This window comes from Polynucleobacter sp. AP-Sanab-80-C2, from assembly GCF_035012965.1.
In the GTDB taxonomy this organism is placed as follows: Bacteria; Pseudomonadota; Gammaproteobacteria; order Burkholderiales; family Burkholderiaceae; genus Polynucleobacter.
The window spans coordinates 48588-68075 of record NZ_JAYGQS010000005.1; the positions used below are offsets into that span (position 1 = coordinate 48588).

At 45.5% G+C, this 19488-nt stretch carries 16 protein-coding genes; 12 read left to right on the top strand and 4 right to left on the bottom strand.

The features are described from left to right. Window positions 1-32 precede the first annotated feature (32 nt). On the top strand, window positions 33-863 hold the full coding sequence (gene metF, locus VC178_RS08810) for a methylenetetrahydrofolate reductase [NAD(P)H] (RefSeq protein WP_323482259.1): 831 nt from the start codon (window positions 33-35) through the stop codon (window positions 861-863). Here the strand turns inward: metF and VC178_RS08815 are convergent. Beyond that, on the bottom strand, window positions 852-1469 hold the full coding sequence (locus VC178_RS08815; protein ID WP_323482260.1) for a 5-formyltetrahydrofolate cyclo-ligase: 618 nt from the start codon (window positions 1467-1469) through the stop codon (window positions 852-854). The two genes, metF and VC178_RS08815, sit on opposite strands and share 12 nt — an antisense overlap. An 83-nt stretch (window positions 1470-1552) precedes the next feature. Here VC178_RS08815 and VC178_RS08820 point away from each other — a divergent pair, with 83 nt between their 5' ends. From VC178_RS08820 to VC178_RS08830, 3 genes are read left to right on the top strand one after another with little or no spacing between them, the layout of a single operon-like run. Next, window positions 1553-3514, top strand: a complete 1962-nt coding sequence (locus VC178_RS08820; protein WP_323482261.1) for a lytic transglycosylase domain-containing protein — start codon at window positions 1553-1555, stop codon at window positions 3512-3514. Between the two features lie 25 nt (window positions 3515-3539). Further along, window positions 3540-4448 carry a complex I NDUFA9 subunit family protein gene (locus tag VC178_RS08825; RefSeq protein ID WP_323482262.1) on the top strand — a complete coding sequence of 303 codons (909 nt, stop codon included), beginning with the start codon at window positions 3540-3542 and terminating at the stop codon, window positions 4446-4448. Then, window positions 4448-5575 carry a polynucleotide adenylyltransferase gene (locus VC178_RS08830; protein WP_323482263.1) on the top strand — a complete coding sequence of 376 codons (1128 nt, stop codon included), beginning with the start codon at window positions 4448-4450 and terminating at the stop codon, window positions 5573-5575. Before VC178_RS08825 ends, VC178_RS08830 begins: the two co-directional genes overlap by 1 nt. A gap of 3 nt (window positions 5576-5578) precedes the next feature. Here the strand turns inward: VC178_RS08830 and VC178_RS08835 are convergent, their stop codons facing one another. Next, complete coding sequence (locus VC178_RS08835; protein ID WP_323482264.1) at window positions 5579-6766, bottom strand: class I SAM-dependent methyltransferase; 1188 nt, start codon at window positions 6764-6766, stop codon at window positions 5579-5581. Between the two features lie 25 nt (window positions 6767-6791). On the opposite strand from VC178_RS08835, the gene VC178_RS08840 reads away from it, so the two are divergent. From VC178_RS08840 to VC178_RS08875, 8 genes are all read left to right on the top strand, one after another. Beyond that, entirely contained in the window at window positions 6792-7601 is an 810-nt protein-coding gene (locus VC178_RS08840) for an SDR family oxidoreductase (protein WP_323482265.1), read from the top strand. Between the two features lie 23 nt (window positions 7602-7624). Further along, complete coding sequence (locus VC178_RS08845; RefSeq protein WP_323482266.1) at window positions 7625-8020, top strand: dihydroneopterin aldolase; 396 nt, start codon at window positions 7625-7627, stop codon at window positions 8018-8020. 26 nt (window positions 8021-8046) lie between these two features. After that, window positions 8047-8955, top strand: coding sequence for a tRNA 2-thiocytidine(32) synthetase TtcA (ttcA, locus tag VC178_RS08850; protein WP_323482267.1), 909 nt, complete (start codon window positions 8047-8049; stop codon window positions 8953-8955). Next, a complete protein-coding gene (gene glmU / locus VC178_RS08855) occupies window positions 8952-10448 on the top strand; it encodes a bifunctional UDP-N-acetylglucosamine diphosphorylase/glucosamine-1-phosphate N-acetyltransferase GlmU (protein WP_323482268.1) in 1497 nt (498 codons plus the stop codon). Before ttcA ends, glmU begins: the two co-directional genes overlap by 4 nt. Then, window positions 10448-12280, top strand: coding sequence for a glutamine--fructose-6-phosphate transaminase (isomerizing) (gene glmS / locus VC178_RS08860; RefSeq protein ID WP_323482269.1), 1833 nt, complete (start codon window positions 10448-10450; stop codon window positions 12278-12280). Before glmU ends, glmS begins: the two co-directional genes overlap by 1 nt. A 90-nt stretch (window positions 12281-12370) precedes the next feature. Beyond that, window positions 12371-13912 (top strand): efflux transporter outer membrane subunit, encoded by a 1542-nt coding sequence (locus VC178_RS08865; protein WP_215295972.1) that lies wholly within the window; start codon window positions 12371-12373, stop codon window positions 13910-13912. A gap of 169 nt (window positions 13913-14081) precedes the next feature. Further along, on the top strand, window positions 14082-15221 hold the full coding sequence (locus VC178_RS08870; RefSeq protein WP_215320971.1) for an efflux RND transporter periplasmic adaptor subunit: 1140 nt from the start codon (window positions 14082-14084) through the stop codon (window positions 15219-15221). Between the two features lie 7 nt (window positions 15222-15228). Continuing rightward, a complete protein-coding gene (locus VC178_RS08875; RefSeq protein WP_323482270.1) occupies window positions 15229-18264 on the top strand; it encodes an efflux RND transporter permease subunit in 3036 nt (1011 codons plus the stop codon). A gap of 26 nt (window positions 18265-18290) precedes the next feature. Here the strand turns inward: VC178_RS08875 and VC178_RS08880 are convergent, their stop codons facing one another. Continuing rightward, a complete protein-coding gene (locus VC178_RS08880; RefSeq protein ID WP_323482271.1) occupies window positions 18291-18956 on the bottom strand; it encodes a glutathione S-transferase family protein in 666 nt (221 codons plus the stop codon). Between the two features lie 28 nt (window positions 18957-18984). After that, window positions 18985-19485 carry a flavin reductase family protein gene (locus tag VC178_RS08885; protein ID WP_215295969.1) on the bottom strand — a complete coding sequence of 167 codons (501 nt, stop codon included), beginning with the start codon at window positions 19483-19485 and terminating at the stop codon, window positions 18985-18987. Between the last annotated feature and the right edge of the window lie 3 nt (window positions 19486-19488).

Here is a 19488-nt window from a genome sequence, read left to right on the forward strand (position 1 = left end):
CATTCATTTAATAGATACCTAGGCCCAAGATCATGGAATTAAGCGTCGAGTTCTTTCCTCCAAAAACACCTGAAGGTGAGAATAAGTTGCGCCTTGTGCGTGAGCGCTTCAGCGAAACACTCAAGCCAGCGTTTTATTCTGTGACTTTTGGTGCCGGTGGTTCTACTCAGTCTGGCACATTAAAAGTAGTGGGCGATATTCATGCTGCAGGCGCTGCAGTGGCTCCCCACTTATCTTGTGTTGGCAGCTCACGTGATAGTGTGAGAGAAATGTTGAAGCAGTATCAAGCTTTAGGGATTAAACGAATTGTTGCTTTACGTGGTGACTTACCATCTGGCATGGGCCAGTATGGTGAGTTTCATCATGCCAATGAATTAGTTGAATTTATTCGTGCGGAAACAGGTGATTGGTTTCATATTGATGTGGCAGCCTATCCAGAGACTCATCCACAGGCAAAGTCGCCTGCAAGCGATGTAGATTTCTTTGTGCAAAAAATGAAGGCAGGGGCTAATTCTGCCGTAACGCAGTATTTTTATAACAGTGATGCCTACTTCCGTTTTGTCGATGAGGCTTATGACTTAGGTGTTACGCAGCCCATTATTGCCGGCATCATGCCGATTACGAATAGTACGCAGTTGCTACGTTTTTCAGACGCCTGTGGTGCTGAGATTCCACGTTGGATTCGCTTGCGCCTCCAGTCATATGGCGATGACATTGCATCTATACGTGCGTTTGGTGAACAGGTAGTGACGGATCTGTGTGACCAGCTTCTGACCGCTGGCGCACCAGGCTTACATTTCTATTCTTTGAATCAAGCAGATGCAGTTTTAGCAATCGCCGACAACCTCGATCTAACGAAGTAAGCCTGACTCAGTCAGTAGCATGTCCAAAGGCTCATCGTGTGTTTGAGCCGCCCACTGGGTATCATCCAGTTTTTGCCAATCAAATCCAATCCCAATACAAATGAGCTTGGGATTGTTTTCTCTCAAGTTCGCAAGGGTTCGATCAAAATAGCCGCCGCCATAACCTAGACGCCAGTAATGCGTTTTACCGTTTGCTGTTGAGCTTGACCAGCCAACACAAGGAATCAGGATGCAGTCCGGACTGCTAGTAGGCCTATCTGAGTTATTCGGGTCTGGTTCTGGCACACCATGTTTGCTTGGGATTAGGATGTCACCATCTCTCCATTCATAAAAATCGAGATGCTTATCAGGGCGAGCAAAAGGCAGTAAGAGTAAACGTCCGAATGCGCTTTTAGACCAAGCAATTAAGGTAGGGCGCAAATCCAATTCATCCTGAATGGGCCAATAGAGCGCAATCGAGCGCAGGGATGCGCCATCCGATTCTAAAAATGCGTTTAGCTTACTCAGTAGGGGTTCTGTGGCATGGGTATAGTTTGCCCCCGCCGCAAATTCTTTGCGTTGCTTTAACAATTCTTGGCGAAGAGTTTTTGGTGAATTACCGTGCATATCGACCATTATCAGGCGAAAATCAATAGATGTAGTAATCAAGTTAGCGTAACAAAATGCCTCATCCATCAATATAGGGTTAGATGTTGAAAAAGAAGTTAAAAATTCGCATATGCCAACAATGGGCCAAGATTCTGATTTTGGGCCTAGTCTTCAATGCGCCCCAAGCATTTGCAGAAAAATTGAAAAAGCCAGTTCTACCTAAATCCTATGAGAGTAAGGCCGCCCCAGCTGAAATTACTGACGCCGATAGGATGTTTATCGACTTACGTGAGGCAGCCAGAAAAAATGATGTGTTTCGTACGCAGCAGTTGTCAGCCAATTTAGCCAACTATCCTTTTGATGACTATGTAGCTTATTTCCGTATCAAGCCTCAGTTGTTTGATAGCGCTGGAGGGCCGCGAAATGATTACAGTGCCGATACTCAGGTAGTTGCATTCTTAAATCAATATCAAGGCACTGCTTTAGCAGATCGTATGCGCAATGATTGGCTACTGGTGCTGGGTAAGCGCAAAGACTGGGCGCGATTTGATGCTGAGTACGCCAAGTTTGTTTTAGATGACGATACTCAAGTGAAATGCTATTTCTTGTTATCCAAGCTTTCGCAAGGTGAGAACCCAACAAAATTAGCAATTGATTCACGGGCAATCTTGTTGGACCCCAGTTACTTCGGTCAAGCCTGCCAAGAGTTAGTGCCTTCACTAGTAGCGGCAGGCGGTATGACGCCAAATGAGGCAAAGGCGATTGGTCGTGCTGCCAGCGAAAGAGGTTTTGACACCATGGCGAAACGTCTTGGTGGTGATGATCCTATTGGCGAGATTGTCAAGGCGGCTAAAGCCGATCCATCAAAAGCCTATCGAGATTTCTTGCAAACATCATCGCGCTATAGCAAAGAGAATCAAGCGGTGGCATGGGGTGTTATTGGACAATTTTTGGCGAAGAAATTAGACCCAAATGCAGATGATGCTTATCGATTACAACAAGCTCTGGGCTATAACGAACTCCTCTCGGTGGAGTCGCAAGAATGGAAAGTGCGTGCTGCATTACGTGCTAAAGACTGGGTCTTGGTGAAGAATGCTATCGATGGTATGAACCCTGTGATACGCAGCAAAGATCCTGCTTGGACCTATTGGTACGGTCGTGCATCAAAGGCTGAGGGTCAGGACGCCAAGGCTAAAGATAGCTTTGAAATGATTGCCGATCAATACAACTTTTATGGTCAGCTCGCTCGTGAAGAGTTGGGCAAATCGAATCATGCTCCAGGTCGCACCAAGGTAACTGAGTCTGAAATTGATGTCATGGCTAGTCATAAGGGATTTATTCGTGGTGAGCGCCTTTATGCGATGAACTTACGTTTTGAAGGTAATCGTGAGTGGAATTGGGAATTACGGAACATGACAGATAAGCAGCTATTGGCTGCCGCAGAGTATGCCAAACGAGTCAATCTCTATGATCGCGTGGTCAATACTGCAGATCGAACCAAGCAAGAGCATGATTTTAGTTTACGTTACCCGACGCCATACCGTGATGAGCTTTCTCCAATTGCAAGGCAGATTGATTTGAATCTTGCTTGGGCTTATGGACTCATTCGTCAGGAGTCACGCTTCATCATGAATGCCTCTTCTTCAGTTGGCGCTTCTGGCTTGATGCAAGTCATGCCTAACACCGCAAAGTATGTCGCCAAGAAAATTGGAATGACGAATTACACCAACGATAAGTTGACCGATACCAATACCAATCTGACCTTGGGCAGCAATTACCTCAATATGGTGTTGATTGATTTGGACGGCTCTTGGGTGCTGGCTTCAGCTGCGTATAACGCAGGCCCTTCGCGATCTAAGGCTTGGCGTGAAAAGCTCACAGGGCCTACTGAAGGCGCCATCTTTGCTGAAACGATTCCATTTAATGAAACACGTACTTATGTAAAGAATGTATTGTCCAATGCGAATTACTATTCATCGGTAATGAACGGACAAGCACAATCATTAAAGCAACGTTTAGGTGTGATTACGCCTAAAGCTGCGACACAATCTGAGTTACCTTAACGATACGTTTATAAAAGAAGGCTCTATGCAATACGATATTTTACTCATTGGTGGTAATGGATTTGTGGGCCGTGTGTTAGCTGCACAGCTTCAAGTTGCGGGCTATTCAGTATTAATTCCGTCTAGTCATACTGCGGCTGGGCGTGAGTTACGTATGCTACCGAAGATACATATTGAGGATGCTGACATTCATGAGTTTGATGAATTGCAGTCATTGTGTGCTCGTATAAAACCCAATGGCGCAGTCATCAACTTAGTTGGCGTATTGCACGACAAACCGGCTCAGCCTTATGGGAAAGTATTTAAAGCTGCACACGTAGATTTACCAAAAAATATTATTACTGCGATGCAACTCCATGGGCTAAAGCGCTATCTGCACATGAGTGCGCTTGGTGCCGACTCCAATGGACCCTCTATGTATCAACGGAGTAAGGGTGATGGAGAGGCGGCGGTTAAGGCCAGTAATGTAGATTGGACTATTTTTAGACCCTCAGTTATTTTCGGCGCGCAAGATCAATTCATTAATTTATTTGCTAAGCTTGCCAAATTGTTTCCAGCAATGCCTTTGGCAAACCATCAAGCAAAGTTTCAGCCAGTGAGCGTGGATGATGTCGCAATCGCATTTGTAAAATCTTTAGCGATGCCACAAACCATTCATCAGTCTTATGATTTAGTAGGCCCTACGGTTTATACGATGAAAGAGATTGTGGAGTTTGCTGCACGCAAAGCCAAGACTTCTTGTGCCATTATTCCCGTGCCGGCTTTTGTGGGATATCTCCAGGCTTTAGCCTTTGAGTTTTTGCCTGTTCCAACCTTGATGTCACGCGACAACATTGCTTCTATGCAGTTGCCCAATACTTTGCCTGTGAACGGTAGAGATGCTTTGACTGAAGTGTTCAAAATGAGCCGCCGCACCCTAGAGGGTATGCAGTAATGAAGATTTACGCCGTTGGCGGTGCCATTCGAGATACCCTCATGGGTTTACCAGTCCATGATATTGACTACGTAGTAGTGGGCTCCAGCGTTGAGGAAATGATTGCGAATGGCTTTCGACCAGTTGGAAAAGATTTCCCTGTTTTTTTACATCCCAAGACTCAAGCTGAATATGCTTTAGCGCGCACTGAACGTAAGACGGGCATAGGCTATAAAGGCTTCCATTTTTATGCAGACCCTTCAGTCACTTTAGAGCAAGATCTGCAGCGTCGTGATTTAACGATTAATGCCATGGCCCAAGAAGTCGATGTTGATGGAAGGCTATGCGGACCTATTTTGGATCCTTATGGCGGACAAAAAGATTTAGCAGCAAAAGTCTTTCGGCATGTATCAGATGCTTTTGCAGAAGATCCATTGCGTTTATTGCGTATCGCTCGTTTTGCAGCACGCTTTCCAGAATTTAGTGTGGCAGATGAAACGATGCTCTCATTAAAAGCCATCGTTCAGGCCGGCGAATTAAATGCTTTATCCGCAGAGCGTATCTGGCAAGAACTCGCTAGAGGTTTGGTTGCGAGCAAGCCAATGCATATGTTCCAAGTATTGTTAAACACGGGCGCTGCTAAAACGATTCTTTCACCAACATTAAGCGTGCAACTGGCTCAAGAAAAATCTCGTGAACAGTTGATTGCCCATTTTGATTCGATTGGAGATGCACTAGATGATCGTTGTGCAATTGTCTTAATGAATGTGCCTGCCAGCGAGATTCGTTCGTGGGCAGAATGTGTTCGTATGCCTATTGAGGTTCGTGATTTTAGTGAAATCTTTAGTGATCTCATTACATGTATTGATAAATGTCATGGCCATTTTCAGGCGGTGGATGTCTTAGCTTGGTTGAATCGTGCCGATGTTTGGCGCAAGCCTGATCGCGGACAACAATTATTAAATCTTGCTGCAAAGATAGGGTTGAATGTTGCCGCCTTGATCAAGGCAATGCGGAACGCTCAAGCGCTTAATACTGCCGAAATTATTGCTGGTGTCGCAGCAGAAGATCGATCTAATGGTGAGCGAATCGGTGGCGCATTTGAGCTTGCAAGATTAGCGGCAATTACTTCAGCACTCCAGACTTAAGTTTTAGAGTCTATTTCTGCCGCGTAATCCAGGCAGATCCTCTAGCGTGTAGCCTGGCAATAACTGCTCTAAGTTTTTAGTGAAAGCAAAGACTTTAAATAGCTCACCCATTTCTGCTTCGGATAACAATTTTTGTAATGAGTTAGAAATTGGTAAAAACGTTGCTGGATTATTAGGGTCGCCAATCGCCAAAGCAATGTCACCAATGCCTGCATCTAAGAGATAAGCAGCTTGGTTTGTGAGGAATACATCGTCGGCATTTTCTGCGAGAGCGCTGCGAGCAATTTGTGACCACTCCACGTGTGTTGTGAGATCACATAGACCTGGAAGATGAAAAGGGTTTTGAATAGCATGATGACGATGGTGGGCCATTAAAGTGCCCTCCAGTCTTTGTGGATGGTAATACTCACCTTCTGGAAAGCCGTAATCAAAAGTTAGGAACAAACCGCTGTGAAGTTGCTGTGTAACTTGATGCATCCATGCATTTGCGGGGGCATGCAATTCAGTGACGTAGCCCTCTGAAAAATTCCCACTTAATAAAGTTTCTGGGAGCAAATCCTGCTCAACAGGTGAGCCTCTTTTCCAAGTGAAATTATTATTTTCAACAGTAACGCCATGCCAATACCAAAACCCATTTTGATAAATGATGGCATCGCACGGAATGGCATCGATCACCTCGTTTGCCAAAATGATGCCCTTGAAATCTTGAGGTAGTTCGCTAAGCCAATCGCATTGAGTTTGGCTATGGAGTTGTTTAATAGTTTTGCCGATGAAATCTTGTTGACGTTGCGCTAAGTCGGGAGAGATCTCTACGATGTCATAACGGTCTAATGCGAAATCAAGATCTTGTAAGCGAGTCAGAATGGAAGCAGCTAATTTACCGGTGCCAGCCCCGAATTCCAAAATTTGGGTTTGTAGACCTTGGGCTTTAAGTCCTTCGAGAACTGGAATGAGCGTAGTGCAAATGGCTGCACCAAATAGCGGGCTCAGTTCTGGTGCCGTGGTGAAGTCCCCACCAGAACCCAACTTGTGCGCGCCAGCGCTGTAATAGCCCATTCCAGGCTCATACAGAGCCATCTCCATATAGCGGGAAAAGGGAATCCAAGCACCTTGGGAGGCGATCTCAGAGGCTATTTTGGCCTTCAGAAGCTCACTGTGCTCCATTTCGAGGCTGGTCAAGGTAATATCCATAGCTCGCTAGTCTAAGAGAATTTAATTGAACCCGAGTTCAAACACCCCTTCCCAGCAACGAAAAGCCGTTTTAGTGACTGGCGCCGCCAAGCGCCTAGGTCAAGAAATTGCTATGCAGTTCGCCCGCCAAGGCTGGGATGTGGCCGTTCATTATGGGCGATCTGAAAGAGAAGCCCAAGAAACTGTAGCTCAAATTCAGAGCCTTGGTGTGAAGTCAGTTGCCTTTCAGGCTGATTTGGCTGATGAGCAAGCTGTTAAGAATCTTTTTTCTCAAGTGAGTAAACAATTTACGAATCTGCATTGCCTGATAAACAACGCATCAATTTTTGAATACGATCGCGCTAACTCCAATGTGCCACTGACTTCTCAGGGTCTGCAGGAGCACATGCAAGTCAATCTAACTGCGCCAATTCTGCTGTCCCAGTTGATGTTTGAGTTTCAGAAAATCAATGGGAATCAATCAGATCTTGTACCTTCCGCCATTCAAATGCTAGATCAAAAGCTCATTAATCTCAATCCTGATTATTTGTCATACACCTTATCAAAAGCAGCATTGGCAACTTCTGTCGAAGTGTTGGCAATGGATTTTGCTCCGCACTTAAGGGTGGTGGGATTGGCCCCAGGCATTTCTTTGCCTTCTGGCGATCAAACTGATAGTGGTTTCTCTAAAGCCCATCAAATGACACCGCTAGGTAAATCATCTACACCGTCTGACATTACTAAGGCTGCTGTATTTTTGGCCGAATCAAGCGCAATTACTGGAACGACTCTCTATGTAGATGGTGGACAACATCTACTATCTTCATCACGTGATGTGATGTTTAAAACGAATTAAGTATTTCTATAAAGTAACCATCTATGCACGCTATTCTTTCTCATCCTGCCCTCGCTGATTGCCGCCGTTTATTTTTGCGGGACTACGAGATTTATATCAATATCGGCGTCCATGATTTTGAGAAGAAGGCAGAGCAACGCGTGATTTTAAATATCGATTTGTATATTCCGCTGGATATGAATACACCAACAAATGATCAATTGGATGAAGTGGTAGATTATGACTTCATGCGTGAGACCATTAAGGCGCGAGCTTCCAGGGGCCATATCCATCTGCAAGAAACCTTTTGCGATGACATCGTGACCGCGATGTTATTGCACCCTAAGGTCCTGGCTGCGTGCGTCAGTACTGCTAAGCCCGACGTTTACCCGGACTGCCATTCAGTAGGGGTTGAGGTGTTTCGGATTAAATCAGCATAGAGAAATTAGAAAAGAATTCAATTGTCATGGGCGATATTCGTAAAGTTGTCTTCGAAGAAAACAAGCTAGAGAAAAAACTCTGCCGCTTGGTGGGTCAAGCCATTGGTGACTTTGGCATGATCGAAGACGGCGATAAGGTGATGGTGTGTGTATCTGGGGGTAAAGATAGCTATGCCATGCTAGATGTCTTGATGAAGCTTCGCGAGCGTGCACCTATCCATTTTGAAATCGTTGCAGTGAACTTAGATCAGAAGCAGCCTAATTTTCCTGCGGAGACCTTGCCTAATTATCTTAAGAGTTTAGGCATTCCATTTCACATTGAAGAGCAAGATACCTACAGTATCGTCAAGCGCGTTATCCCTGAAGGTAAAACGACCTGTGGTTTGTGTTCTCGTTTGCGTCGCGGTATTTTGTATCGTGTTGCCGATGAGTTGGGCGCAACCAAGATTGCCTTAGGTCATCATCGCGACGACATTTTAGAAACGCTGATGCTCAATATGTTCTATGCGGGCAAGCTCAAAGGAATGCCGCCTAAGTTACGCTCAGACGATGGCAAGCATATTGTGATTCGACCTCTAGCTTATGTTCCAGAAAAATTGTTGGAACGCTATGCGGTTGATATGAACTTCCCGATCATTCCCTGTGATTTGTGCGGCAGTCAGCCTAATCTGCAGCGCCAGGTGATGAAAGAAATGCTCCGCGATTGGGAAAAGAAGCATCCTGGTCGTGTAGAGAATCTATTCCGCTCAATGCACCATATCGTGCCTTCCCACCTGATGGATGGGGAAGCTTTTGATTTTCAGGGTCTGGAGATTGATACTGAGTTGACTGGAATTGCTGCGAGGTCCGCAGGCGACAAGGCAATTGATGAGGCGGATTTAGACGAATTGGCATGTGGAACCCTGATTCAGGGGACTTATAATCCCCCTTTATGAATATTGTCATATTGGCTGCTGGGCAAGGAAAGCGGATGAAATCTGCCTTGCCCAAGGTCCTGCAAACTCTGGCAGGTAAGCCCCTTCTACAGCATGTGCTTAATACCGCTTTATCTCTGCAAGCAAAGTCCTCTAAAAATGGACCGATTGTGGTTGTGGGGCATGGCGCTGCAGATGTCAAAGAATTCCTATTCAGTGCCGCTAAGGAAGATTCCAGATTTAGTAGCGTGAGCACCGCTATGCAGGCCCAACAAAAGGGTACTGGGCATGCACTGCTGCAGGCACTGCCTAAGCTTGATTTACAAGAACCCACTTTAGTTTTGTACGGCGATGTGCCGCTGACAACCCAAAAGACTTTAAGTAAATTGACTAAGCTAGCTGATGGTGTACGTGGCAAAGATTCTGCGTTAGCACTTCTTACTCAGAATTTAAATAATCCAACAGGCTATGGGCGCATTGTGCGCGATACCGATGGCTCTGTTAAAGAGATTGTTGAAGAGAAGGATGCAACATCCGCTCAAAAAACCATTCATGAAATTAATACCGGCATTATGGTATTGCCAACCAATGCTCTGAATAAATGGCTCAAAGCATTGAGTGCAAGCAATGCTCAGGGCGAATACTATTTAACGGATGTCATCGCAATGGCTGTTAAGGATGGTGTGCCCATTCGAACTACGCAAGCTGATGCCGAGTTTGAAACTGTGGGTGTGAATAGTCGTGATCAACTAGCCGCTTTAGAGCGAATTCATCAACTTAATATTGCCAATCAATTAATGGATGCCGGCGTATCTCTTGCTGACCCAGCGCGTATAGATGTGCGCGGGACCTTAGAGTGCGGTAATGATGTTTCTATCGATGTCGGTTGTGTATTTGAGGGTTGCGTTACATTGGCATCGGGCACAAAGATTGGCCCATATTGCGTGATTCGTAACAGCGTGATTGGTAAAGATGTTGTTGTTCATCCTTATAGTCATTTAGACGGCGCAAAGGTTGGCAATCAATCAGTGATTGGGCCATATGCTCGCTTACGACCTGGTGCAGATTTATCGAATGATGTTCACATCGGTAATTTTGTCGAAGTGAAGAACAGCAAAATTGCAGCTAATAGCAAAGCCAATCACTTGGCTTATGTTGGTGATTCTATTGTGGGCTCAAGAGTCAATATTGGTGCCGGCACGATTACTTGTAATTACGATGGAGTAAATAAGCACCAGACCATTATTGAAGACGATGCCTTCATTGGCTCAGATACTCAGTTGGTTGCCCCGGTGAGAGTTGGACGCGGCGCTACATTAGGCGCTGGCACCACCTTGACTAAAGATGCGCCTGCCAATCAATTGACGATCTCAAGAGCAAAACAAATTTCTTTGCCATGGCAGCGCCCCACAAAGAAAGAGAAAACACTGGCGACAAAAAAAGTTGCAGTCAAAAAGACTGTGAAGAAAGTAGTAAAAAAAGTAGCAAAGAAAGCTGTAAAGGGTAAAAAATAATGTGCGGTATTGTTGGGGCGGCATCCCACAAAAATATTGTTGATGTTTTGGTTGAGGGTTTGCGTCGTCTTGAGTATCGCGGGTATGACTCTTGTGGTTTTGCAGTAATCAATGGTGATGATGCTAAGCACCCCATTGAAAGAGCGCGCACCACCGCACGTGTTTCTGAGCTGGCTGAACAAGGCAAAGACTTTCGTGGCACCCTAGGTATCGCTCATACACGCTGGGCAACCCACGGTAAGCCGAATACACAAAATGCACATCCTCATATTTCAAATGGTTTGATTGCAGTTGTCCACAACGGCATTATTGAAAACTACGAAGCGCTGCGCACAGAATTAAAAACGGGCGGCTATGTCTTTACTTCTGAGACTGACACCGAAGTGATTGCCCATTTGATTCATCAGCAATATGTGAGTGCTGGCCAAAAGGATATTGCACAATCGGTTAGAGCGGTATTACCTAAGCTGCATGGTGCTTATGCAATCGGGGTGATCGCACAAGACAGCCCCGCAACTTTGGTTGGGGCACGTGTAGGCTCGCCTTTAGTGGTGGCGCTTGGCGATCAGGAAAATTTTCTTGCATCCGATGCCCTAGCATTAGCTGGTCGCACTCATTCGATGATGTATTTAGAAGAGGGTGATGTCGCTGTTCTCAAGGCAGATAGCGTTGCAGTGATTAATCAGGCAGGTGAATCTGTGGAGCGTGATCGCAAGCCAATGCCAGCACAAGCAGACTCTGTAGACCTGGGCCCTTATCAGCATTACATGCAAAAAGAAATCTTTGAGCAACCAAGAGCGATTGGGGATACTCTTGCCAACATTGCTTCATTTGGTCCAGAGTTATTTGGTGCGAACGCTGATGATTGGAAAGCTTTTGACCAGATTTTAATTCTGGCTTGCGGCACGAGTTATTACTCTGCGTGCGTTGCTAAGTATTGGTTGGAGGATCTTGCCGGTATTCCTACTCAAGTAGAAATCGCGAGTGAATATCGCTATCGGACAACAGTACCTAATCCGAAGACTTTAATTGTGGTGGTCTCACAATCAGGCGAGACGGCCGATACCTTGGCAGCCTTGCGCCATGCCAAGGCTCTTGGCCATCCATATGCTTTGGCTATCTGCAACGTTGCGAGTAGTGCGATGGTTCGTGAAACCAACTGGCATTTCTTAACCAAAGCAGGTGCTGAAATTGGCGTTGCATCTACTAAAGCATTCACTACGCAATTGCTAGCGCTCTATCTTTTGGCGATTTCGATTGCTAAGCGTGCTGGAAAAGTTTCTGCAGAAAAAGAGAAAGAGCTTCTCCGTGAATTACGCCATTTACCAAAAGCGTTGCATGCAGCGCTAGCACTTGAGCCACAAATCATTGCTTGGAGCGATGTTTTTTCTAAATGCGAGAATGCGCTCTTCTTAGGTCGTGGCATGCATTATCCAATCGCACTGGAAGGCGCATTGAAGTTAAAGGAGATTTCCTATATACATGCAGAAGCCTATCCTGCAGGCGAGCTAAAGCATGGACCGCTGGCATTAGTGACCGACAAGATGCCAGTCGTTACGGTTGCTCCCAAAGATGACTTGCTAGAGAAGTTGAAGTCCAATATGCAAGAAGTGAAGGCGCGTGGTGGAAAGTTATATGTATTTGCCGATCAAGATACTGAGATCGTCAGCAGCGATGGTATTCATGTGATTCGCTTGCCTGAACACTATGGCAATCTTTCGCCCATCCTACATGTGGTCCCACTGCAGTTGTTGGCGTATCACACTGCGTGTGCTCGCGGCACTGATGTTGATAAGCCTAGAAACTTAGCAAAGAGTGTGACAGTCGAATAAATTTAAGCAGATAAATCAGGACTTTAGGAAGTCCTGATGCCATTTTTGTGTTCAAATAACTCTTGTAAAAGAGGATATTTGTTGCAATTCATGTTTCTGTCGAAAGTACCCCCATTCTCAAGCTTGCGTTTACTTGCACTGATTTGGACAGGCGTAATTTCTGCGTGTGCAGTTGGGCCAGATTTTAAGCAACCAGAAGCACCCAAAACATCTTCGTATACCGAAGGCCCCTTATCTAAAAAACTCACTACTGCTCCTGGCGTTCCTGGTGGCACTGAGCAAGAGTTTGTCGAAGGTGCTGACATAGAGGCACAGTGGTGGGAGTTATACAAGTCCCCTGAATTAGATGCTTTGATTAAAAAAGCTTTACAGCAAAATCCGAATTTAGGCGCAGCTGATGCAGCATTGCGCGCTGCCCAAGAAAATGTCAACGCTCAAATTGGTGGGCAATATTTTCCGGCGGTAAGTGTTGGCGGTGCTGCTACACGGCAGCTTCAGCCTTCAGCAATCTACGGCATTCCTTATGGCTCAGACACTTACAACCTCTACAACACCTCGGTAAACGTGAGCTACAAACTGGATGTGTTTGGTGGCGCCCGCCGTGCGGTTGAGGGCGCAAGAGCTCAAGCAGAAGTTGCGCAGTATCAACTTGAAGGCGCCTATCTCTCTTTGACGGCGAACGTTGTCACTAGCGCTGTGAAAGAAGCAGCACTCCGTGCGCAACTACAAGCTACGGAAGAAATTTTGAAAGCGCAAACCAATCTTGCGGAAGTGACTGAAAAACAATTAGCCATTGGCACAGTATCTAAAGTAGACGTCACTTCACAGCGAACTTTAGTTTCAACTTCTCAGGTAGATCTTTTTAATTACGAAAGAAATTTAGCGTTTGCACGCAACCAGTTAGCGGTATTAGTGGGCGAGCTGCCTAGCAATGCTGCTATTACTCAGTTCGATCTCAGCAAATTACATCTACCAGAAAAATTACCTCTTTCGGTACCATCGAGCTTAGTGCGTCAACGTCCTGATGTGCGGGCAGCTGAGGCTCAGCTAAAGGCACAGAACGCATTTGTAGGGGTTGCTACGGCAAATTTATTGCCTCAATTTAATATTACGGGTTCCATTGGTTCTGCTGCGTTAACTTCAGCAGCTTTATTTGGGCCTAATTCGGCCTTATGGTCTATCGGTGGCGGTATTTTGCAGCCTCTGTTTCAAGGTGGACAGCTATTAGCGCAGCGTCGTGGGGCGATTGCGAATTACGAGCAGGCAGCTTTTCAGTATCAGGCAACAGTATTAAGCGCATTTCAAGAGGTTGCCAATGCATTACGCGCACTTGAGACGGGTGCGCAAGGACTGAAAGCAGCATCTGACGCCGAGCGCTATGCCTATGAAACATTGGACCTTGTGCAGCAACAATATAAATTAGGAACAGCTAGTTACCTAGCGGTACTCTATTATCAAAACCAGTATCAACAGGCAAAAGTGAAATCGGTGGCTGCACAAGCAACGAGATTTTCTGATACAGCAGCATTATTTACAGCATTAGGCGGGGGCTGGTGGAATCGCGAAGGCCCCGCTTTCAAACCAAAAGCCATAGCGAATAAAGATCAAAATGAAACTTCTGGAAACAATTAAAAGCAAGTTGATTACCGCCATCCTTGCCGTATGGGCTTGGATGAAACTCAAAGCTGAGCAATGGAAATTACGGGATAAGGCTATCGCACTTTGGGAAAAAGCCAAAGCTTTCTATGCGCGCATGGGAGTTAAGTGGCGCGGCACTAAAGCGTATGCCAAGCTCATGACGATGGAGCCACTTCAACGTCGCATGACGATCATGTTGTGTGCCGTATTCTTATTGCTAGGTTTAATTTTTACCTTCAATCAATTGAAGACTTTCATGATTAAGTACTTCATCTCGGGAATGGGTTTGCCACCAGCAACCGTGTCGACGATGGTAGTAGGAAGCTCTGAATGGCAGCCCCAGTTGAGTAGCGTAGGTAATGTGCGCGCCTTCAGGGGTGTAGAGTTGAGCACTGAGATCGGTGGTCTGGTACAGACAGTACCAATTAAGTCTGGTCAAGATGTCAAAGAAGGCGAGCTATTGATTAAGCTCAATGATGCTTCAGATGTGGCGCAGTTGAATTCCTTAAAAGCCATGGCAGACCTCGCCAAGGTGATTAATGAGCGGGATGCGCAACAGTTAGTGATTCAGGCGATTAGTAAAAACGTATTTGATAGCAGCAAAGCTGACGCAAAATCTAAGCAGGCACAAGTAGAAGCGCAAGCAGCCTTAGTAGCCAAGAAAAATCTGAAAGCGCCATTTAGCGGGCGGGTCGGTATTGTTTCTATTAATCCAGGTCAGTACGTTAATTCTGGTGATAAGTTATTCACGCTGCAGACTTTAGACCCTATTTTTGTGGACTTCACATTGCCACAAAGCAATGCTGAGCAGATTCAAGTTGGCCAAGATGTAGTGGTTACTACAGACGCATTTAAGGATGCAAGTTTCGCTGGCAAGATTACCGCAGTGAGCCCGAAGGTGGATACCAATACCCGCAATATTCAAATTGAGGCGCAGATTGCTAATCCGGACAAGAAAGTGCTTCCAGGAATGTTTGCAAATGTGAATATTAAGCTTGGCGACCAAGTGAAGTTGCTAACACTGCCACAAACTGCTGTGACTTATAACCCCTACGGTTCAACAGTCTTCATTGCTAAAGATACTGGTAAGAAAGATAAAAAAGGTAAGCCCGCTTTAGAGGCACAACAAGTATTTGTGACTACCGGTAGTACTCGTGGCGATCAGGTGGCTATTCTCAAAGGCATTAATGAGGGCGATACCGTTGTAACGAGTGGTCAGCTCAAGCTAAAGAATGGCACGCCATTAATGATCAACAATAAGGTGCAACCTGCAAATTCACCTGATCCTAGACCTCAGGAATAAGTAGTCGATGAATTGGACGGACATATTCATTCGCAGGCCAGTACTCTCGCTGGTGGTGAGTGCGCTCGTATTGGCATTTGGTTTGAAGGCGATCGGGTCTCTCCCAGTTAATCAATATCCTCAAACACAAAATGCCATTGTTACCATCACCACTGCCTATTACGGTGCAGATCCTGAAACGATTGCTGGGTTTATAACGCAGCCCCTTGAGGCATCTATAGCACAGGCCCAAGGAATTGATTACTTATCTTCAACTAGTGTGAGTGGTGTATCTACTATTGTTGCTACCTTAAAGTTGAACTACAACTCTAATGCAGCATTGACACAGATTCAGACGCAAATTAGCGCAGTCAAAAATCAATTACCCCCGCAGGCACAACAGCCTGTTCTCACGGTGCAGGTAGGTCAATCTATCGCGGCAATGTACATGGGCTTTTATAGTGATCAGTTACCCAATAATGCGATCACAGATTACTTGTTGCGCGTAGTTAAGCCAAAGTTAGATTCCATCGAGGGTGTACAGAATGCCGAAATTACTGGCGGCAGAAAGTTTGCTTTACGCGCTTGGCTAGATCGTGAAAAGATGGCCGGTCTAGGAATAGGTGCAGACGATGTCTATAGCGCGATGTCTGCCAATAATTATTTATCAGCAGTGGGCAGCACTAAGGGCGATATGGTCTCTGTTGACTTAGTTGCTGGGACTGATCTTCATACTCTGGATGAATTTCGCAAGTTAGTTGTTAAAAAAGATGGCATCAATATTGTCTATTTAGATCAGGTCGCCAATGTATCTTTGGGATCTGAGGACTACAACACGAATGTGGCATTCAGTGGCAAGCAGTCGGTCTTTATTGCAATTAAAGTCGCACCGCAGGCTAACTTACTAGATGTTGCACAACGCGTAAGAGACGCCGTCCCAAATATCCAAAAGCAATTACCCATTGGCATGAATGGCAATATTGTTTATGACTCTACTAAATTTATTACTAGCTCGATTGATGAAGTAGTTACGACCTTGCTTGAAGCTTTGATCATTGTGACTTTGGTGATTTATCTCTTCTTGGGTAGCGCGCGCGCTGTTGCTGTGCCAGTAATTGCAATGCCACTCTCTTTGATTGGCACTTTCTTTTTGATGCAAGTTTTGGGCTATTCGATTAACTTGCTAACCCTTCTCGCCCTAGTGCTCGCAATCGGCTTAGTGGTTGATGACGCCATCATCGTCGTAGAAAACGTTGATAGGCATATGAAAGAGGGTAAGTCACCTTTAGAAGCGTCTCTGATTGCTGCACGCGAACTAGGTAGTCCTATTTTAGCGATGACCGTTGTCTTAATTGCGGTCTATATTCCGATTGGTTTCCAAGGTGGTCTCACAGGCGCGCTCTTTACTGAATTTGCTTTTACGCTGGCCAGCGCGGTTGCGGTATCAGGTTTGATTGCGTTGACTTTATCCCCGATGATGTGCTCGCGTATCTTTACTGAGGAGCAAGAGGCATCTTCATTCGTTAAAAAAATTGATCAAATTTTTGATAAGGTACATCACAGTTACCAGACTACTTTGCGTGATTTGTTGAGTACTTGGCAGGTCATTGTTGTGATGGGCGCCATTTTGTTGGGTGGTGTTGCTTACTTATATGCTACCGCTCGCGCAGAGCTCGCTCCTACCGAAGACCAAGGCATTGTTTTGATGCAGGCATCTGGTCCCCCGAATGCTACCGTGAATCAAATGCAAACCTATGCAGATCAAATTTATGCAATTGCTGCTGCTGAACCAGAATATGAGCAAGCCTTTCAGATCACCAGTCCAACCTCTAGCTTTGGTGGAATTTTGTTAAAAGATTGGAGTGAGCGCAGTCGTAATGCAACGAAGTTCCAACAAGACATGCAGCAAAAGTGGAATACGATTGCTGGCGCGCGCGTAGCCGCATTTCAGTTCCCAGCATTACCGGGGGCCCAAGGCTTGCCAGTACAAGTCGTTATCAACACAACAGAGTCTTATGAGCAGTTGAATGATGTAGCGCAAGCGGTTTTAGATAAAGCGCGCCGTAGCGGTAATTTCTTCTTTGTAGATACTGATCTAAAGATCGACAAGCCACAAGACGTATTAGTGATTGATCGCGAAAAGGTGGCTGCCTTGGGAATGACACAGCAGCAAGTCGGTGCAGCATTATCTGCAGCCTTGGGCGGCGGTTATGTTAACTACTTCTCCGTTGCAGGTCGCTCTTATAAAGTGATTCCACAGGTGAAACAAGTTGATCGCTTGAATCCCGACCAGATTTTGGATTACTACATTCGTACACCAAGTGGCGCCATGATTCAGGCGCGCACGATTGCAAGTATTAAACAAAAAGTGGTTCCCCAATCGATTAATCACTTTCAGCAATTAAATTCGGCAACGATTTTTGGTGTGAGCACGCCCTTTATTTCTCAGGCGGATCTATTGGAGTACATGCGTCAAACTTTAAAAGAGGTTGCGCCAAATGGTTATGCCATGGACTACGCAGGTCCTTCTCGTCAATTTATGGCGGAGTCTGGTGGATTCTTGGTCACCATGTTCTTTGCGATTTTGATCGTGTTCTTAGTGCTTGCTGCGCAGTTTGAAAGCTTCCGTGATCCGATTGTCATTCTCGTTTCTGTGCCGCTAGCACTCTTTGGGGCTCTCATCTTTATTAACCTCGGATTCACAACTTTGAATGTTTATACACAGGTCGGATTAGTTACGCTGATGGGTTTAATCAGCAAGCACGGTATCTTGATTGTAGAGTTTGCTAATGAATTGCAAGAGGCAGGACGAAGCAAGCTAGATGCGATTGTGGAGGCGAGTAGCGTGCGCTTAAGGCCGATCTTGATGACGACTGCCGCGATGGTTTTGGGAGTGGTGCCGCTAGTAATAGCTTCTGGTGCTGGTGCCGCAGGACGTCAATCAATGGGGATTGTGATCTTTACTGGCCTATCGATTGGTACCTTGTTCACTTTATTTGTCGTACCCGCAATGTATCTTTTCATGGGTGCAGATCACCACGAGAAGAAATTTAAGCAGGGATAAAGGTGGAAAGCTAAGCTAACTCAATATCATTTACTAATGATATTGAGTTCTTTCTCTGCAAACTCTTGAAAGTGAGTTTCTGCCTGAAGTTGTTTTACCCAGCGCTTAATGTTTTTGAGATCAGTGCGCAATCCAGTTTGCTGAGGGAAGGTCTCATTAAGCAATATCCAGCGATGCACACATAAGGCCAGCACAATATCACCGATATGAAATTGCTTGCCGGAGCAGTAGGCTTGTGACTCCAGAGTTTGATCAAGCAAAGCAAATAATTGGTTGGTATCTTGGTACGCTTTTTGAATAGCCGCGTGATTACGCTCCGCTTCCGGAACTCTAGTGAGACCTAGAAAGGCGGGACGTAAAACTGGCCAAAGAGTTCCAACCTGCCAGTCCATCCATTTTTCATAGCCAAACTGAGAATTCACGTCTGATGGAAAGCGTTTATTTTTATCGTACTGCGCGGCCAGGTAGCGCATGATGGTATTCGATTCCCATAGCACGAGATCGCCATCTTCTAGTGTTGGCACAAGTCCATTAGGATTCAGTTTTAAGAATTCTGGTGAGCGAACGATGCCAAATTGAAGCCCTGCATCAATTCTTTCAAAATCAGACCCTTCTTTGAGTCCCAACTCAGCTAGACACCACAATACTTTTTGAACATTGATGGAACTTTTGCGACCCCATAAACGCATCATGGCATTTCCTTAGAAGTATTAATTAGTGTTAGCTAGTTTTGATCTCAGAAAAATCAAGACCAACAAATTTGCTGCGCGCAAAAATGAGCGGCTCTTTTTCAGGATGATTTTTTAATTGAATGACTTTGGCAACAATAATGTTGTGATCCCCACCGACGTGGACTGAGACTGTTTCGCACTCGTAATATGCGACGCAATGATCGATCTGAGTAAGACCACTGGCGGCAATTTTATGATCAAGCCCAGCAAACTGATCTACTTTTACAGTTGCAAAGTGCATCGCCAAGTTTTCTTGTGACCGCTCTAGGACATGAATGAGGTGCTTTTTGCCAACTTCCACCCAGGGCATGAGGCGCGAGTGTTTCTTGAGGCTCCACAAGATTAAGGGCGGCTCTAGAGATACTGTATTGAAAGAGCTAATCGTGATGCCGTGAGAATGTTGATTCTCATCAATACAGGTAATGACGGTAACCCCAGTCGCAAAAGAGGCAAAACCTTTGCGAAGCTCTTGTGAGGTAAACGGGGTCATCAA

Bases quoted from the DNA above. Each gene is read 5' to 3' on its own strand.
- VC178_RS08835 (WP_323482264.1), bottom strand. From the start codon at position 6,766: ATGGATATTACCTTGACCAGCCTCGAAATGGAGCACAGTGAGCTTCTG.
- VC178_RS08815 (WP_323482260.1), bottom strand. From the start codon at position 1,469: ATGCACGGTAATTCACCAAAAACTCTTCGCCAAGAATTGTTAAAGCAA.
- VC178_RS08845 (WP_323482266.1), top strand. From the start codon at position 7,625: ATGCACGCTATTCTTTCTCATCCTGCCCTCGCTGATTGCCGCCGTTTA.
- VC178_RS08825 (WP_323482262.1), top strand. From the start codon at position 3,540: ATGCAATACGATATTTTACTCATTGGTGGTAATGGATTTGTGGGCCGT.
- VC178_RS08830 (WP_323482263.1), top strand. From the start codon at position 4,448: ATGAAGATTTACGCCGTTGGCGGTGCCATTCGAGATACCCTCATGGGT.
- VC178_RS08880 (WP_323482271.1), bottom strand. From the start codon at position 18,956: ATGATGCGTTTATGGGGTCGCAAAAGTTCCATCAATGTTCAAAAAGTA.
- VC178_RS08875 (WP_323482270.1), top strand. From the start codon at position 15,229: ATGAATTGGACGGACATATTCATTCGCAGGCCAGTACTCTCGCTGGTG.
- ttcA (WP_323482267.1), top strand. From the start codon at position 8,047: ATGGGCGATATTCGTAAAGTTGTCTTCGAAGAAAACAAGCTAGAGAAA.
- VC178_RS08865 (WP_215295972.1), top strand. From the start codon at position 12,371: ATGTTTCTGTCGAAAGTACCCCCATTCTCAAGCTTGCGTTTACTTGCA.
- VC178_RS08820 (WP_323482261.1), top strand. From the start codon at position 1,553: ATGTTGAAAAAGAAGTTAAAAATTCGCATATGCCAACAATGGGCCAAG.
- metF (WP_323482259.1), top strand. From the start codon at position 33: ATGGAATTAAGCGTCGAGTTCTTTCCTCCAAAAACACCTGAAGGTGAG.
- glmS (WP_323482269.1), top strand. From the start codon at position 10,448: ATGTGCGGTATTGTTGGGGCGGCATCCCACAAAAATATTGTTGATGTT.
- VC178_RS08885 (WP_215295969.1), bottom strand. From the start codon at position 19,485: ATGACCCCGTTTACCTCACAAGAGCTTCGCAAAGGTTTTGCCTCTTTT.
- VC178_RS08870 (WP_215320971.1), top strand. From the start codon at position 14,082: ATGGAGCCACTTCAACGTCGCATGACGATCATGTTGTGTGCCGTATTC.
- glmU (WP_323482268.1), top strand. From the start codon at position 8,952: ATGAATATTGTCATATTGGCTGCTGGGCAAGGAAAGCGGATGAAATCT.